This is a genomic window from Serratia sp. GW822-FHT06D09 (assembly GCF_058799515.1).
Genome location: NZ_JBXALO010000004.1, coordinates 298167 through 315472 on the forward strand (window position 1 = coordinate 298167; position 17306 = coordinate 315472).

Consider the following 17306-nt stretch of genomic DNA (forward strand, 5'->3'; position numbering starts at 1 on the left):
TGAGCGGACTCAGAAAAAAATCAATCTATTAATTCATATATGCAGGGGGGCAAATTGTTTTCCACTGTTGCGTCCCTTGATGGGCCAGATGGGCCATCACCTGCTGGCTGTCATTTAATTGCGCCACATTGCTGTAGATATGATGCGTCAAGCGCGCATTAGACAACAACATGGTACTGCATTCACTTTCGTCAACATTCATGATGGGCAGCATGGATTCTAGCGCCAGTGCTACGGCTTTACCCTGACGGATCAGGTTGAGCCGCAGGTGCAGATTATCGATGTTCATCAGATCCCGTGCAAACCCCTGTTGCTGCAGTTGCTCATGGCAGTGTTTAAATATCGGGGTTTCAGAGAAATAAGTGCTTTGCACCCAGGGTAGTGATCGATATTGTTCTGGCTTATTCCCTACCGGGTGCAGTAGCAGCAGCCGTTCCTCGGTACACAGGTGCTGCGAAAAGGGGGCGGTTGGCAAAGGTTCGATGCTGAACAGTAGATTGAGCCGATTAAGCTCATTGCGGTTCACTCCATCCGTCGGTGTCAGCCGTACCAGGTTGATAGTCAATGCCGGGTTTTTCATCAACAGGTAATCAATCACCGTATTGACGTGAGGAGGCACCGGTCCGTAAACACCGACTTGAATGTGCCTTTTTTCCTTATGATTATCTTTGATTCTATTGAGTTCTTCATAGTGGGCAATAATATCACTATATAAATGCTGGCCTTCTTTGGTTAAGGATAGCCCTTGGTTAGTCCGCTCGAAAAGCGTAATTTTTAAATTTTCCTCCAACTCTTTAATTCTTTTGCTTAATGGCGATGGTGTGATGCAGAGGCGATCTGCAGCCTTGGTGATTGATCCTTCTTGTGCAACAGCGATAAAATAATTAACGCGTTTTGACATAAATTCCATAACTATTCCTTTTTATAATCTGCATGCTGTCATTGAGTTTCATTTTAGAGTGAGTTGCTGTTCTCAGTTCCTTATCTGATCCCGGATTTACATTGGATTACATAGTATTCTGTTGCGGTTCAATGCTTTCTATATGGATGAAGATCGGTACCCGTGATGATCTCCTTTTTTTTGATTGAGTTGCATTACCTCGATAGGATGACATTTTTATGACGAATATGAAGCAGAATGTGTTACTTTTTTGATCTATGGCGACTGAATATGTGTGGCGGTTATTCGTAACCCTATACCTTCATTTAAACTATTGAGGTCTGGGTCGGTTATTGTGATAGTACATATTTCCCAGAAAATGGCTAAGAAGACTCTGGGAGTAATTATGATCGAGATCGCGAAATCGAAAGAGCAGGCTCTTTTTTTCATGATGTTCCTTATCAGCACGGCGCGTATAAAATGAAAAGCGAGTTAAGGTATTTTGGAATGCCAGATCCTGAGTGTATAGGGCTGAATGGAGCACTCTTGGTGGTTAAAAAGGACATCGGTACGCCAGCCGCGTCCTTGGTAGCTCAACTTATCACTCCCCAACAACCGATAAATATCACCTTTTGTCAGGGAGGATGATTCTTGGTCTAAAAATAGAGATGAGCAGTTACCGTTTAAGACGCGTCTACCAGCAACGTTTTCACACTCATTTTTGCTGCAGTAAAGAACAATTTCGTCAATTGTGCTGCTTCGCCACCTGAGATGTTTTTCTCCGCTTTCTGAATATCATTGCTGACAAACTCGATAGCATTGCCGATCTTCAGCATATGGTTACTCAGCTCAAGCAGATCCTGTGAGAATGCAACAGTTTGTGTCGCAAAGCTTTGTTGTTGCCGAATATCCGATTGTTGTGCTGAAATCTGACGCTCAATGCTATTCACGTTACTTTGTGCTTCACTGAGCAGCACTGCCATGGCAATCAGCCCCGGGATACCCAAAATACCGAGCGCAATAAAGTAGTACTTTTTCTTGTTCAACTCATCGAGCTTCTGCTGGCTACCTTGCAAATTCGATTTCAGCCCGGCAATCGTCGCCTGCAGGTCGATGATAATGCGTTGCAGGGTTATATTATTATCAACAACGGTATTATCGGTATTTTTCGTACGATCTTTAACTTTATCGACCTGACTCATTACCTTGGTAATTTCCTCCTTGCTTTGGCGAATGAACATGGTCAGTTCGCTGGGGGATAAGCTCTCCAAAACCGCCAGTTTTTCATCAAGCTGAGCCTCGAGTTTCAGACCCCAGGTCGTCACATCACGCTGCATTTGTTTAATGTCCGGCAACAGCGTGTTAATAGCGCTCTGGATATTCCGTTGGATTGGGATCGCATTAGCCGGCAGACCATCGAATTTTTGAATAGCCTCACCGGTGCGCGATAAATTATTGATGACTTGCGTTAGCATTCCACCACTCATGGGGTGTTCTCCAGAATAGGGGCCGGGATCGCCTGGCCCCCCGGGTTATAAGGGATTACGCCGCCAGGCGTTTAACAAAATCGGCAATGGTTTGATCTTGCGGTACTTCGCGTACCACTACACCTGCCATCTGTTGTTTGATGATTTTTGTTCCATCCAAGACTTTGCCAACGGACGACTTTGATGCTTCCAGGAACAGTTGGCGCAGGAAGCCGTCATCAATAATGCCTTTGCGCAGGTTGGCGTTCAGCGTATCCAACTCTGAAGTGAGTGAGTCCCACGCGTTGCTCATCTGAGTGGCGGCGGTGACTGCACTTTGTGCCTGAGTCTGCAGCCCCTTGTATCCTGACCCAATCTGGGTGGCTACCATCACTTCGCTGTTAAGTTGGCTACGGTCGCGATAGAGTTTTTCACGGGCCTCCAATGATTTACTTAGTACAATGGCCCCACCGACCACCCCACCAGCCCCTGCGGTCATCATGGCAATACCGCCGAGTACTACAGGGGTTGAGGTTCCCGCAGTCACCAGGCCGGCAACAGCACCAATGGCCGTGACAATGGCACCGCCAATGATCAACAGGCCGCCGACTACAATGCCGGCAATCGCGCCATCAATGGCCGCGTTGATACCATCGATATCCCGATTTAGCTGCTCCAAAATCCCATTGTTACCACCGACTACGTTGTTAAGGTTAACCACAATTACTTGATAGTTATTTGAGTCGATAATCAGGTTGTCATTCAAGGTACCAATGGTACGGCGAGTATTTACCGAGACTTCCTGGTACTCTTTGGCCTTATCGCGGATCATACCCAAGGTGCTTAACCATTGTTCTTTTGTCGCACCGGAAGGCATGACAGACGCAATAAGGTTTTGCGTTTCAAAATAATCCTGGATATTAGTGACGTTACGGATGATCAACGGTTGAATATCATTCAAATAATGGTTTGAATGACGTTTTGCCGTGGTCAGACTCTCATTGATTTGACGTTGATGCTCCCGTAAGTTCGGGAAACGTTCAAAGTCGACCGATATTTGTTGTCGGACGCTATTACAATAGGTCTGGATATGCAGTGCTTGGGATGATTGATTGTTCATACCATCGTTAATAGAAAGTGTTGGGGTAGTCATGATTTTTTCCTTTATTAAAATAAGTGGTGATTACATTTCGGGTAAGATGTTGTTTCCAGCGTAATTAGCCTTGGCATTCTCAATGACTTTCGATATTTGCTGCCATTGATCGGCACTGAGCGAAATAACCTGCTTGATTTGCTTCATATCAGAAGGTTCACTGATATCGCGTATAACGGGAGTCGCGGCCAGATAGGCGTTCGCCACCTTGTTCCACTCGGCTGGCAAGAGCGCTACACGTTGCGCAGTAAGCGCATAGGTTTCGACAAATAGCTGGGCCTGAGCGTGAACCGACTTGGCAACGGAGAGCAACGCGTTGGCGGTGGCCAAAGCCTGATAGGCAGCTGCCAACTTGACGTAGTTGGCCTTCAGATCGCTAATCGCCTGATGAGCACCGGAGGCCCCGGCTGAGATGGCCTGAATGCCGGAGATCATATATTCGGTTTGGTCACCGGCAGATTTGGGTTTGGCGGGTGGCGGGTCTTTCGGTTTGTTGCCAGTGGTGCCCAACGGTACGGCGGCGACAATGGCCTGGCCCAGCTGTACCACCCCGGAACCTGCCTTGATACCAGCATCCACGATGCCTTGAATATTTTTAGCAATCGCTTCATTAAGCGCGGTGATGGTTTGCGCCTGCTGTTTGGCCTCTGCGCCAAGCCCCTGTTCAATGGCGCTGACTGTCTCACTGAAATTGTTCATTAGGGGCTCTAAGGTTTCCCTTGTAGCGCTGAACTGCGTATGAACCGCTTGCGCCGCGACCTGGTAGCTTTGAGCTACGGTCGCCAGTGCTGCCACCATTTCACCCCCTTTCTGGGATGACTGCGGGTCCTCCGTGGAAAAGATGCCGTCGACGGTGGTGACCAGGGTGGAAAAGTTTGATGCCTTGGTAAACAGCCCAATCAGCTCAGACATGGTACTTTGTTTAAATGTATGAGCCTGCTGCCTTAATTGATTCTGATAGGCCTTTATTTTCACGGTCAGGCCCGGATCCATACTTAGTGAAGTTAACAGCTGTTGGCTCAGTAACAAATTACTGTAACTTTGATTAAGCAAAGCATGGGAGGAAATTGAGATATGTAATGATAATAACTCTTGCGGACTTAAATCAATACTCATCAGGTCTTTCATAATACACTCTCTGTAAGTAATGGGTTTTTAAATGACGGCGATAATAAACGGTGGTATCTGTTTTCTCCTTTAGGGTTATCTGTTGGCCAGATAAACCTATCGCAGAGTGACCCATCATGAATATTGTCAAAATCAGCAGGTGGATGTTCGAAACGGAAAATACACTTTATTTTATGGGTATTACGAGAAGGCAGCTTTCAGAACGATGTTTCTTATTTTATTTTTGAGTCTGCTTCGTGTTATTTCGCCTGTCCTTTTTGATGATTCATATTAATTTATGATGATTTGGTATTGTCTGTTGCCGGGACAACTCTATACTGCTTAACCCAATAAATGAGGAGCGTTATTAATTACACTATTGAAAGGAGTCTATATGCATCAAGTACTGTCAGAGCGTGGATTAACATTAATTAAAAGTTTTGAAGGGCTTCGACTTTCGTCATACCGCGATAGCGGCGGTATTTGGACTATTGGTTATGGACATACCGGTGACGTGGGCGCGGGGAAAACCATCAGTGAATTGACTGCGCTGACTTTGCTGCAAGCCGATGTGATGGATTGTGAAGCACTGCTGCACAAGATAGTTGAGGTCCCTTTGAACCAAGGGCAATTTGATGCCTTGGTGTCTTTTCTGTTCAATGTCGGGCCGGGCAAGCCCGGGATAAAAAGTGGGCTGCGGTTTCTGAAATCCGGTTCCCCTTCGACATTGTTGGTTTTGTTGAACGCCGGACGTTATCAAGAGGCGGCAGGGCAATTCCCTCTGTGGATGTATGCCGGTGGTCAGCGTCTGCCCGGGCTGCTGCGACGTCGCAAGGAAGAGCAGCGTTTGTTCTTATCGGAAATGCAACGCGTAGCCTAAACGCGTCCCGGCAGAGTGGAACAACAACTAGGCACGCAGCATCGCCAGAAAGGCCTGCACCACCGGCGTCGCGCTGTCGGCATGGTAAATGGCGTACAAATCCGCTGACGGTGCCTGCTGCAGCGGGCAAAAACGCACGCCGGGCCACGGAATGCGGCCGTAGCTGTCTGGCAACAGCGTGATGCCATAGCCTTCGGCCACCAGCGCCATCAGGGTTTGCGGTTCGTTGACCTGATAGGCGATATCCGGTTTGAACCCCTGCTGCAAACACAGGTTGTGCAGATATAGCCCCAGACTGGCCTCATGAGGCGGCAGCACGATGAATTTTTCATGCCGCAGTGCCGCCAGCGGCAGGCTTTCCGCCTGTGCCAGCGGGTGATCGAGCGGTAGCACCAGCGCAATGTTCTCCCGTGCCAGCAGTTGGCATGCCAGCCCCGGTAATATCTGTTCCCTGGCTTCTCGCCACACGCCGATATCAATATGACGTTTTTGCAGCGCCGTTATTTGCTGGCCGGGTGTCAGTTCGTTCAACGCCCAGGTGACGTTGGCCGTTTGTTCGGTAAAGCGCTTCAGCGCCGGTATCAGCCCACCCCACACCGATGTGCCGACCATGCCAATCACCATATGGCCCGCTTCGCCACGCCCCAATTGCTGCACCTGATTGAGTGCATTACCCGCCTGATCCAATAGCATCTCGACGTTGTGAAACAAGGTTCGGCCCGCCAGCGTCAGCGCCATCGAGCGGGTGGTGCGTTTGAACAGCTCTACGCCCAGTTGGCTCTCCAGCTCTTTGATGTGTTTGCTGAGCGGGGGTTGGGAGATGTTCAGCCGCAGTGCGGCCTGGGTGAAGTTCATCTCTTCCGCCACCACGCGAAAATAGTGCAGCAGGCGGAAGTTAATCCGGCTGGGATCCGGCAGTTGCTGTGGCTGCTTTAGGTTGATGATGGCCTCCTGATGCGAGCAATTTATAGGTGAATGGAATAAATCAGCCGCCAATAATGTATTGGTCGCCGGTGCGCATCGCTCTCTACTATGGGGATTATTTCACCCTTCCACAGATGAGAATACTATGTTTAATCAAGAAGATGCTTTTTCCTGTGCTGAAACTATCCGCGCCCGCCTGCCGGGCTTCCAACCGCGAGCGGCTTTGATTCTGGGCTCCGGCTTGGGGGCGTTGGCGGAGGTGATGACCGACACCCTGACCATCGACTACGCCGAACTGCCGGGTTTCCCGGTCAGCAGCGTGGTGGGGCATGCCGGCCAGTTGGTTGCCGGCTGGCTGGAAGGTGTTCCTGTTGTGTGCATGAAAGGGCGCGGTCATTACTATGAAGGGCGCGGTATGCAGGTGATGACCACTGCCGTACGTACCTTCAAACTGTTGGGCTGCGAATTCCTGCTGGCGACCAACGCCGCCGGTTCGTTGCGCCAGTCGGTGCCGCCGGGCAGCCTGGTGGCCCTCACCGATCACATCAATTTTATGCCCGAGTCGCCGTTGGTTGGCGATAACGATGAGCGTTTTGGTCCGCGCTTTTTCAGCCTGGCCAATGCCTACGATCGCGATTTGCGTGCTCAACTGACGCAGGTGGCCCAGCGCGTGGGTATTCCGCTGGCGGAAGGGGTGTTTGCCGCTTACACCGGGCCCAACTTCGAAACACCGGCTGAAATTCGCATGATGCAAACGCTGGGGTGCGACGTGGTCGGCATGTCCATCGTGCCGGAAGTGCTCTCGGCGTGCCATTGCGGGCTGAAAGTACTGGTGGTTTCGGCGATGACCAACTACGCCGAAGGGCTGTCCGATACGCCACTGTCCCACGAGCAAACGCTGAGCTGCGCGGCCCTGGCGGCAGAAGACTTTATGCGCCTGATCCGTGAGTTCTTCAAAACGCTGTAACGCTGCAAATTCCCCCGCGGCGAGGTGCAGGGGCCTGGCCGCGTGAATCATCGTTTTAATCAAAATAATAAGGTGATGGTGATGGCAATAAAAACGCGACTGAAGGTAATGGTTTTTCTGCAGTTTTTTATTTGGGGTGCCTGGCTGGTTACGCTGGGATCTTACATGATTAATACCCTGCATTTCAGCGGATTGCAGGTGGGCATGGTGTACAGCGCCAAAGGCGTCGCGGCGCTGATTATGCCGGGGCTGGCGGGCATTCTTGCCGACCGCTGGATCAGGGCCAATTACCTGTACGCGCTCTGTCATCTGTTCGGTGCGCTTGCGCTGTATTGCGCCGCCCAGGTTGAGCAGCCGATGGTGATGTTCTGGGTCATGTTGTTCAACGCCATGGTGTATATGCCGACCATTTCGCTTTCCAACGCCATTGCCTATTTCTGCCTGGAAAAGCACGGTTACGACACGGTGAAAGATTTCCCCCCGGTGCGGGTATACGGCACCCTGGGCTTTATTGTGGCGATGTGGCTAATCGGCTTTAGCCGAATTGAGCTGAGCAATATGCAGCTGTATCTGGCTTCTGCCGTGTCACTGTTGCTGGCCTGCTATTCTCTGACGCTGCCGAATTGCCCGACCAGCAAAGTCGAAAAATCGAAAAGCTGGTTCAGTGTGCTGGGGCTGGACGCGTTGGTGCTGTTTCGCCAGCGGCGTATGGCGCTGTTTTTCCTGTTTGCCATGCTGTTGGGCGCGGCACTGCAGATCACCAACACCTTCGGCAATCCCTTCCTGCATGATTTCGCGAGCAACCCGCTGTATCAGGACAGCATAAGCGTCAGATACCCGGCGGTGCTGTTGTCGTTGTCACAAATCTCCGAGGTGTTCTTTATCCTCACCATTCCGTTCTTCCTGCGTCGATACGGCATCAAACAGGTGATGCTGATCAGCATGGCGGCCTGGACGCTGCGCTTCCTGTTCCTGGCCTATGGGACCCCGGTTGGTTTCGGCTTTGTGCTGCTGCTGCTGTCGATGATCGTTTACGGCTGTGCCTTTGATTTCTTTAATATCTCCGGGGCCATCTTCGTTGAGAAAGAGGCCGATAGCCGCATCCGCGCCAGTGCGCAGGGGCTATTCATGACCATGGTCAACGGTATCGGCGCGTATCTGGGGGCGATAGCCAGCGGCGAAGTGGTGGATTTCTTCACCCACGACGGCGTCAAAGATTGGCAGAGCATCTGGTTGATCTTCGCGCTGTATACGTTGGTGCTGGGGATCATTTTTGCGCTGACCTTCAACTATCAGCACCGGCCGGAAGAATATGTCGGGCCGGTAGAGCGAGCGCATTAGAAAGAGAAGAGGGGCGCGCAAACCGCGCCCATTAGGCATCAAACGTCGGGGAAACGCTGTTGCAGCTGTTGCCAGTCTGGCCCGTCGCTTGCACCTTGGGTTGTTACCACGCAGGCGGCCACGCGGTTAGCCAGATCGACCGCTTGCGGCAATGGCCAACCGGCGGAGAGCCCGGCCAGCAGGCCGGCGCAGTGGGCGTCGCCCGCACCCAGAGTGTCGACGACGTTCACCGGATAGGCCGCTATCTGGAGCGGCGGGGTGTCGCCACGGCAAATCCAGACGCCATCGCAATCCAACCGACAGATCAGCGTGATATTGCGCGCGGTGGCAAACTGCTGGGCCAGAGTGAGCGCATCGCCTGCGCCGCAGAGTGTGACCACTTCATTTCGGTTCAGCGTCAGCAGGGTGTGGCTGTCGCTGAGCATGGCAAAGAAATCTTCATCCAATTGAGCGATGCCCGGGCCGGGATCAATCAGCCGCCACTGGTCAAACGGCAAGCGTGTTAACCATTCACGTACCGCCTCGCCGCTTTCTCCGGCCAACTGCTCGCCGCTGATGTAAATCAGCGTGTCTTCGCTCAGGGGCAGCGTGCCCAACTGGGCTTTATTCCACTGGGTTTCGCAGCCGGGCTCGATCACCGACAGCGACTCGCCGCTGGGTTGCATCTGTGTCAGACGGCGGCCGTTGTCCATCTGGCCATGGCGCAGCAGCACCTGCAGGCCTAAACTTTCCATCTCGGCTTCAATCGCCGCGCCCCATACTCCATTGCCGACCGGCATACCGTTGAGCACCGGGACCTGCAGGCGCTTCAGCGCCCGCGCAACATTAAACGCGCAGCCACCTATTTTTTGCTCCTGCGTCAGCGTCACCTCAACGATCGCGCTGCCCAGAGCCAGAATCGGTTTTACTGCTAAAAACTCACTCATTGATCTCCTCCGCTGTCGGCCGGTGGGCCGAACAGAATGCGCTATGATGACCGCGCAGGCGCGTGGAGTCGAGAGGGAAGCCCGAGATGCTGTGGCGAAGGCGTGAAATAACCATGCTCTTTTTGTCACTAGTGCGTATAATCGCCGCCCGGCGATTAATTAACCTGTGAAAGAGCACCAGAATGAGCACTACCAGCCTGATCCAACCCGATCGTGAATTGTTTTCCTATAAGCCTTATTGGGCCGAATGTTATGGCACCGCGCCATTTTTACCGATGTCGCGCGAAGAGATGGATCAACTGGGCTGGGATAGCTGCGATGTGATCATTATCAGTGGTGACGCCTATGTCGACCACCCGAGTTTTGGTATGGCGATCATCGGCCGCATGTTGGAAGCGCAGGGCTTCCGCGTCGGCATCATTGCGCAGCCGGACTGGAGCAATAAAGAAGATTTCATGCGGTTGGGCAAACCGAACCTGTTCTTCGGCATCACCGCCGGCAACATGGACTCGATGATCAACCGTTATACCGCCGATCGCAAACTGCGTCACGATGATGCCTACACCGCCGGCAACGTGGGCGGCAAACGTCCGGATCGCGCGACGCTGGTTTACAGTCAACGTTGCAAAGAAGCCTATAAAGACGTGCCGATCGTGCTGGGCGGCATCGAAGCCAGCCTGCGTCGTATCGCTCACTACGATTACTGGTCTGATACCGTACGCCGTTCGGTGTTGGTGGACTCCAAAGCTGACATGCTGATTTACGGCAACGGCGAGCGTCCGCTGGTGGAAGTGGCGCACCGCCTGGCTGCGGGCGAGAAAATCAGCGAGATCCACGACATCCGCAACACCGCGGTGATGCGCAAGGGTGCGTTGCCGGGCTGGACCGGGGTGGATTCTACCCGTCTGGACAAGCCGGGCCGCATTGAGCCTATCCCGAACCCTTACGGCGACGATCTGCCGTGTGCTGACGGCGGTAAACCGGAGCCGGAGGCCAAACCGGTCACCGTGCGCGCCGCCAAGCCCAAGCCGTGGGAAAAAACCTACGTGTTGCTGCCGTCATTTGAAAAGGTGAAGGCCGACAAGGTCCTGTATGCGCACACTTCGCGCATTCTGCACCATGAAACCAACCCTGGCTGTGCCCGTGCGCTGATGCAGTCGCACGGCGACCGTTACGTGTGGATCAACCCACCGGCGATCCCGCTGACCACGCCGGAAATGGACAGCGTGTTTGCCCTGCCGTACCAGCGTATTCCGCACCCTTCCTACGGCAAGGAAACCATTCCTGCCTATGACATGATCCGCTTCTCGGTCAACATCATGCGCGGTTGCTATGGCGGCTGTTCATTCTGTTCGATTACCGAGCACGAAGGGCGCATCATCCAGAGCCGTTCGGAAGACTCCATTATTCGCGAGATCGAAGAAATTCGTGACAAAGTACCGGGCTTTACCGGTGTGATCTCCGATTTGGGCGGCCCGACCGCCAACATGTACATGCTGCGCTGTACCAACCCGCGCGCTGAGCAGACCTGCCGCCGCGCCTCGTGCGTGTACCCGGAAATCTGCACCTACATGGACACCAACCACGAACCGACCATCAAACTGTATCGCCGTGCGCGCTCGTTGGAAGGCATCAAGAAGATCCTGATCGCCTCTGGTGTGCGTTACGATCTGGCGGTGGAAGATCCGCGCTATATCAAAGAGCTGGCTACCCACCACGTTGGCGGCTACCTGAAGATTGCGCCGGAACACACCGAAGAAGGCCCGCTGTCGAAAATGATGAAGCCGGGCATGGGCAGCTACGACCGGTTTAAACAGCTGTTTGACCATTACTCCAAGCTGGCGGGCAAAGAGCAGTATCTGATCCCGTATTTCATCTCCTCGCATCCGGGCACCCGCGATGAGGATATGGTGAATCTGGCGCTGTGGCTGAAGAAAAACCGTTTCCGTCTCGATCAGGTGCAGAACTTCTATCCGTCACCGATGGCAAACTCCACCACCATGTATTACAGCGGCAAGAACCCGTTGAGCAGAGTGGGTTATAAGAGTGAAGATGTGGTGATACCGAAAGGCGATCGTCAGCGTCGCCTGCACAAGGCGTTGTTGCGTTACCACGACCCGGCCAACTGGGCGATGATCCGTACCGCTCTGGAAGAAATGGGCATGAAGCACCTGATCGGCAGCCGTCGCGAGTGTCTGGTGCCGGCACCGAGCATTGACGAACAGCGCGAAGCCAAGCGCTTGCAGCGTCATACCCGCCCGGCGCTGACCAAGCACACCGACATCACCCGTCAGCGTACGCCGTCCAACAAGCCGCCGCGCAAGCCGATTCGTAACGGCAAGCCATAACGGCTCGGCACTGGCTTAAACGAAAAGGAGAACCCTCGGGTTCTCCTTTTTTGCTTTTGAAAATCAGAGCTGCTCGTAGGCCGCTTCTACCTTCATCAAGTGGCGCGGCGCCTGCGGGGCGGGATGATACTTGCGCACGTGCCAGTTAAAGGCTTCCGGTGACAGATTGTTAATCATCGAAATGGCTTGCTGGCGGTTGCTGGAGAAGGTCCGCAGCAGCGCACCGGTGCCGTTGACGTAGGCGATGATGGTGGCATAACGCAGCGTGACAGGATCGTCGATGCCTTTAAGCTGCTGTTTTTGCAACACGGCCAGATAGGCTGCGCCAAGGTCGATATTGGTATCCGGATCCAGCAGATCGTCGTCGTCCGGACAGCCACGTTTCCCTTTGTAGCGATAGGCGTCACAGCCGGCGGTGTCGGCTTTCAACTGCATCAACCCGATAGCATTGGAGCGGCTGATTGCCGCCGGGTTAAAACCGGACTCGACCTTGATCATCGCAGCGATCAGTTTTTGATCGACATCGTATTTATCCGCAGCATCCTCAATCGCGTCGTCAAAGGCATGAGCATCATAGCTGGTACGCGGTTTTTTGCTGGAACAACCGGCCAGGATCAGCATCAGGCATATCACGCCTGCGCGCGACCAGTGTCGTAGGGTGGGTTTCATGGTGCTCCGTATTGTTTTTGCTGGGATAAAAGTCGGCATCATAGCATCTCCGTCAGTGCCTGTTCGACATACAGATAGCCAATTCCCATCACCTGCTGCGCGCGCGTGAGTTGGCCAAAGCCGATATGCGTGGCCTGAGTCTGAATCTGATCGTGACGATCGAAGGGGTTGAACCCGGTCTGGCTGATGATGGTCTCCAGCCAGGCCTGACCGAAGCCACAGCTGCGGCCATAAAGATAAATACGGTTAATATTTAAGATGTTAAGGAAGTTATACAGGCTCAGGCCAATCGCTTGGGCGGCGCGTTGCACCAACACCTGCAACGCGGGGTCTCCCTGATGATAGCGGGCGATCAGCTCGGCGGTGGTGGGGGTTTTAAGCCTTTCGCCTTCGTGTTGCGCCCTGGGGGTGACTTTTAGCTGAATGCGCGCTTTTTTCTTCAGTGCCGACAGTGATGCGATGGTTTCCAGACAGCCGTAACGGCCGCAGGAGCACAGGCCACCATCGGGATCGACGATGGTGTGGCCAATCTGGCCGCTGCCGAACAGGCTGCCCCGGTAAATCTGCTGGTTGATCACGAACGACGAGCCGATGCCGTAATCGACATTAATCACGCAGAAGTCCTGCGCGTTAGCGTTATTTTGCCACTTTTCTGCCAGCCCCAGCATCACGCAGTCGTTATCCAGCAGGACCTCGGTCTTCAGGCGCTCTTCCAGCAGGTATTTTATCTCCACCGGGCCTTCCCAGGGGGCCTGTGGCATGCGCTGCGACACCCCGGTGAGCGGGTTTACCTGGCCGTGGATCGACAGCGCTATTTTCAGCGGCATCCCCTGTTGTCGGCTGTGCAGGTGATAGATCTGCACCATTTCCTGCAGCATCGCCTGTGGCGTGGTGGCAACGATCGGTTGCGGCGTGAAGGCGCTGCACGGCGTGATCAGGCCATCCACCACGATGCTTTCAATCAGATAGGGCGACACGTTCAGGCACAGGATCCGTTGCTCAGAGGCAGCGATGCGGTAACTGCCGCCGCCCAGACCGCGGCGGTGCAAATTCTGCTGGTCGTGCTCAACCCGGCGTTCTTCCTGCAGCTCATCGAGAATTTTGCCGACGGCAGGAATAGACAGCTGTGAAAGCCGCGCCAGCGTCGATTTACTGGCCACCTTTTCCCGATACAGCAACGCGCACAGCACCCGTTTATTAAAATTGCGCACCCGTTGGTTATTCAACCCTTGCAATGCCATTCATTAAACCCCGTTTACTGTATTGCGTGATGGTAGCGCGTAAAGTAGCCGATTCTGTCATTTAGACTGCCTGAAAAGCAACCTTCAGTATTTTTAGTGAGGAAAACATGCACGGGACAGTCAAGGTTTGGCAAGAGCAGGTTGAATTACCCACTTACGGCACGGGCGAGCAGGACTCGCACCCGATGTTCCTGGAAAACCGCGTCTATCAGGGATCGTCCGGTGCGGTTTATCCCTATGGCGTTATTGACACCCTGAGTGGTGAAAAATCTCTGCGTCGCTATCAGGCGGTATATCTGGAAAACGACTACCTGCGCGTGATGCTGTTGCCGGAACTGGGCGGGCGTATTCATCGGGCTTACGACAAAGTGCAGCAGCGCGATTTTGTCTATCACAACGAGGTAGTGAAACCGGCGCTGGTGGGGTTATTGGGGCCGTGGATCTCAGGGGGGATCGAGTTCAACTGGCCGCAACACCACCGTCCGACCACCTATATGCCGGTGGACTGCCAGATCCAGCAGCACGATAACGGGGCGCAGACCGTCTGGCTGGGGGAGGTGGAGCCGATGCGCGGGCTGCAGGTGATGGCCGGTTTCACGCTGTATCCTGACCGCGCGCTGATTGAAATCAGCGCCAAGATTTTTAACCCTAACCCGACGCCGCGCCATTTCCTGTGGTGGGCCAACCCGGCGGTGAAAGGTGGAGACGATCACCAGAGCGTATTCCCGCCGGATGTGACCGCCGTTTTTGACCATGGCAAGCGCGATGTCTCTTCGTTCCCTATTGCCACCGGCACCTACTACAAGGTGGATTATTCGGCCGGTGTGGATATTTCGCGCTACAAGAATATCCCGGTACCGACGTCTTACATGGCGCATAAGTCGGACTATGACTTTGTAGGCGCTTACAGCCACGATGAGCAGGGCGGATTGTTGCACATCGCCGATCGCCATGTGTCGCCCGGCAAGAAACAGTGGAGCTGGGGCCACGGCGAATTTGGCCAGGCCTGGGATCGCAATCTGACCGACAATAACGGCCCTTACATTGAGCTGATGACCGGGGTTTACACCGATAACCAACCGGATTTCACCTGGCTCGACGCCTACGAAGAAAAATGCTTTGTGCAGAATTTCCTGCCCTACAACACCCTGGGCATGGTGCAGAACGCCAACACCCGTGCCGCGCTAAAACTGGAAAGCGACGGGCGACAACTGGTGTGGGGGTTGTATGCGGTCGCGCCGCTGGCGCAGCACCGGTTGGTGATCCGCAGCGATAGCGATCAGCAGCTGCTGCTCGACCTCCGCGTTGATCTCACCCCCGGTGCGGCGCTGCTGGAGACCATGACCGGCGATTTCTCCGGTCGCCTGACGATTGAATTGCAGGACGCCCAGGGCCGCAGCGTACTCAGTTATCGCCAGCATCAGGCGAGCGAAAGCACCGAATTACCGCAGCCCGCCAAAGCGCCACTGGCGGCAGAACAGATCGTCAGCGCCGATGAAGCCTGGTTTATCGGCCAGCATCTGGAGCAGTACCACCATGCCAGCCGTTCGGCGTTCGATTACTACCAGCGGGGCCTGACGCTGGATCCTCTTGATTACCGCTGCAATTTGGCTCTGGCCACGCTGGAATATAACCGCGCCAATTTCCAACGCGCGATTGCCTACGCGGATGACGCGCTGACACGAGCCCATAACCTTAACCGCAACCCACAGTGCGGGTTAGCCAGCCTGATTCGTGCCTGCGCTCAGGAACAATTGGGTAACGACGACGCGGCTTACGAGGATTTCTACCGCGCCATCTGGAGCGGTAACGGTAAACCGGGCGGTTTCTATGGTCTGGCGCGGGTCGCGGCGCGGCGCGGGGAGTATCAGCAGGCGCTGGCGTTTTGCGAAAGCAGCCTGAGCGTTAACGCCAGCCATTATCCGCTGATCGCCCTGAAAGCGCTGCTGTTGCAACGCCTGGGGAAAGGGGCACAGAGCCTGGACTATATCGATGACCAGCTTGTCGCCCGTCCGCTGCATTACAGCCTGTATTACCTGCGCTATGCGCAAACTCACGCCGAGGCCGATTTACAACGGCTGCGGTCGGTGACCGGTTGCCGTGGGATCAATGCGCTAAACATTGCCGGTCAACTCTGTGAATGGGGAGCCAAAGAGCAGGCGATTGAGTTACTGACGCTGTTGGACAGCCAGGAAACCTTGCCGCGCTATATGTTGGCCAGCCTACGCAAAGGCGCGGTAAGTGACCGGGAATATCGGCAGCTGTTGGCGCAGGCGCGCGACGGCTTCGGCCACCAGGTGCGCTTCCCCAATACCCTGAATGAAGTGCAGATGCTAAGCCAACTGCAGGAGTGCGTTTTTGCACAGTATCTGTTGGCTTGTTTCCATTACAGCAAGCGCAACTACTCGCAGGCGGTAGCGCTGTGGCAGCAATGCGTGGAGCGGGAGCCGACGTTTGCCGACGCCTGGCGCAATCTGGGGATCTACGCCTTCAATAAACTCCAGCAACATGACGTGGCACTGGCGCATCTGCAGCAGGCCTTTGCTCTGCAACCTGATGACGCTCGGCTGCTGTTTGAACTGGATCAACTGAACAAACGCCTCGGTACTGCACCTGCTCAGCGGCTGGCGATGTTAGAGCAACATTTGCCGGTAGTGGCCCGGCGTGACGACCTTACCGCCGAATTGCTGAGCCTTTACAACCAGTGCGATCGGTTGAGTGACGCGCAACGGATCCTGCAGCAGCGTGAGTTTCACCCGTGGGAAGGTGGTGAAGGCAAAGTCACCGGCCAGTATCTGATCAATCTGCAACGGTTGGCATTCCAGGCGCTGCAACAGGGAGCGCCGCAGCAGGCGCAGCATTTGCTGCAGTCGGCGTTGCACTATCCGCAAAATCTGGGGGAAGGGCGTCTGGCTGGGCAAAGCGACAACGATATCTACTATTGGCTGGGTATCTGTGCTGCCCGGCAAGGCCAGCTCGAGGCAGCGGCCACCTACTGGCAGCAGGCCTGCGCGGGGCACGGCGAACTGGCTGAAAGCCGCTACTACAACGACCAACCGGTGGATTATTTGTTCTATCGCGGCATGGCGCTCAAGCAACTGGGGCAGTCGGCACAGGCTGAACAGCAGTTCACCCAAATGCAGCAGTGGGCAAGCCAGCAGTCTGAGATGTTGCCTGGCGCCGATTTCTTTGCCGTTTCGCTGCCGGATTTGATGGCGTTGGACAATGACCTGCAACAGGCGCATCAACAGCACTGCCTGCTGGTGACGGCTTTGGCGCAACTGGGGTTAGGGCAGTTAGCCGCAGCGCAGCAAACGTTAAGCGAGCTGCTGGCGATAAATCCTGCGCATGACAAAGCGCGTTTATTCACCGTGCTGGCCGAGACTTTAGCCAACTGATGCCCA

At 54.3% G+C, this 17306-nt stretch carries 13 protein-coding genes; 5 read left to right on the top strand and 8 right to left on the bottom strand.

The features are described 5' to 3' along the window. Nucleotides 1–28 precede the first annotated feature (28 nt). The 4 genes from AC1RKG_RS12355 to AC1RKG_RS12370 form a co-directional block, all read right to left on the bottom strand. The gene (locus AC1RKG_RS12355; RefSeq protein WP_128864551.1) at nucleotides 29–910 is read right to left on the bottom strand and encodes a LysR family transcriptional regulator; all 882 of its coding nucleotides are present in this window, start codon (nucleotides 908–910) and stop codon (nucleotides 29–31) included. Nucleotides 911–1563: 653 nt separating this feature from the next. After that, complete coding sequence (locus tag AC1RKG_RS12360) at nucleotides 1564–2367, bottom strand: hypothetical protein (RefSeq protein WP_187961942.1); 804 nt, start codon at nucleotides 2365–2367, stop codon at nucleotides 1564–1566. A gap of 55 nt (nucleotides 2368–2422) precedes the next feature. Beyond that, nucleotides 2423–3499 (bottom strand): HBL/NHE enterotoxin family protein, encoded by a 1077-nt coding sequence (locus AC1RKG_RS12365; protein ID WP_128864553.1) that lies wholly within the window; start codon nucleotides 3497–3499, stop codon nucleotides 2423–2425. A gap of 30 nt (nucleotides 3500–3529) precedes the next feature. Further along, nucleotides 3530–4627, bottom strand: a complete 1098-nt coding sequence (locus AC1RKG_RS12370; protein WP_493183146.1) for a hypothetical protein — start codon at nucleotides 4625–4627, stop codon at nucleotides 3530–3532. Between the two features lie 373 nt (nucleotides 4628–5000). Here AC1RKG_RS12370 and AC1RKG_RS12375 point away from each other — a divergent pair, with 373 nt between their 5' ends. Beyond that, on the top strand, nucleotides 5001–5486 hold the full coding sequence (locus AC1RKG_RS12375) for a lysozyme (protein ID WP_201895995.1): 486 nt from the start codon (nucleotides 5001–5003) through the stop codon (nucleotides 5484–5486). 27 nt (nucleotides 5487–5513) lie between these two features. On the opposite strand, the gene AC1RKG_RS12380 is transcribed toward AC1RKG_RS12375, so the two are convergent. Beyond that, nucleotides 5514–6404, bottom strand: a complete 891-nt coding sequence (locus tag AC1RKG_RS12380; protein WP_409325242.1) for a LysR family transcriptional regulator — start codon at nucleotides 6402–6404, stop codon at nucleotides 5514–5516. A gap of 151 nt (nucleotides 6405–6555) precedes the next feature. Between AC1RKG_RS12380 and xapA the strand changes: the two genes are divergently transcribed. Together xapA and AC1RKG_RS12390 are read left to right on the top strand one after the other, a co-directional pair. Further along, nucleotides 6556–7377, top strand: coding sequence for a xanthosine phosphorylase (gene xapA / locus AC1RKG_RS12385; RefSeq protein ID WP_493183148.1), 822 nt, complete (start codon nucleotides 6556–6558; stop codon nucleotides 7375–7377). 81 nt (nucleotides 7378–7458) lie between these two features. Continuing rightward, a complete protein-coding gene (locus tag AC1RKG_RS12390) occupies nucleotides 7459–8718 on the top strand; it encodes a nucleoside permease (protein WP_116691782.1) in 1260 nt (419 codons plus the stop codon). A gap of 38 nt (nucleotides 8719–8756) precedes the next feature. Here AC1RKG_RS12390 and AC1RKG_RS12395 read toward each other — a convergent pair whose 3' ends face one another. Then, nucleotides 8757–9644: a PfkB family carbohydrate kinase gene (locus AC1RKG_RS12395; RefSeq protein WP_493183150.1), complete on the bottom strand. Its 888-nt coding sequence runs from the start codon at nucleotides 9642–9644 to the stop codon at nucleotides 8757–8759. A 182-nt stretch (nucleotides 9645–9826) separates the two neighbouring features. Between AC1RKG_RS12395 and AC1RKG_RS12400 the strand changes: the two genes are divergently transcribed. Then, on the top strand, nucleotides 9827–11992 hold the full coding sequence (locus tag AC1RKG_RS12400; RefSeq protein WP_020828674.1) for a YgiQ family radical SAM protein: 2166 nt from the start codon (nucleotides 9827–9829) through the stop codon (nucleotides 11990–11992). A 63-nt stretch (nucleotides 11993–12055) separates the two neighbouring features. Here the strand turns inward: AC1RKG_RS12400 and AC1RKG_RS12405 are convergent, their stop codons facing one another. After that, complete coding sequence (locus AC1RKG_RS12405; protein ID WP_041414972.1) at nucleotides 12056–12661, bottom strand: transglycosylase SLT domain-containing protein; 606 nt, start codon at nucleotides 12659–12661, stop codon at nucleotides 12056–12058. A gap of 38 nt (nucleotides 12662–12699) precedes the next feature. After that, nucleotides 12700–13902, bottom strand: coding sequence for an ROK family protein (locus AC1RKG_RS12410; RefSeq protein WP_020828672.1), 1203 nt, complete (start codon nucleotides 13900–13902; stop codon nucleotides 12700–12702). 107 nt (nucleotides 13903–14009) lie between these two features. Here AC1RKG_RS12410 and AC1RKG_RS12415 point away from each other — a divergent pair, with 107 nt between their 5' ends. Beyond that, a complete protein-coding gene (locus AC1RKG_RS12415) occupies nucleotides 14010–17300 on the top strand; it encodes a DUF5107 domain-containing protein (RefSeq protein WP_493183152.1) in 3291 nt (1096 codons plus the stop codon). Nucleotides 17301–17306 lie beyond the last annotated feature (6 nt).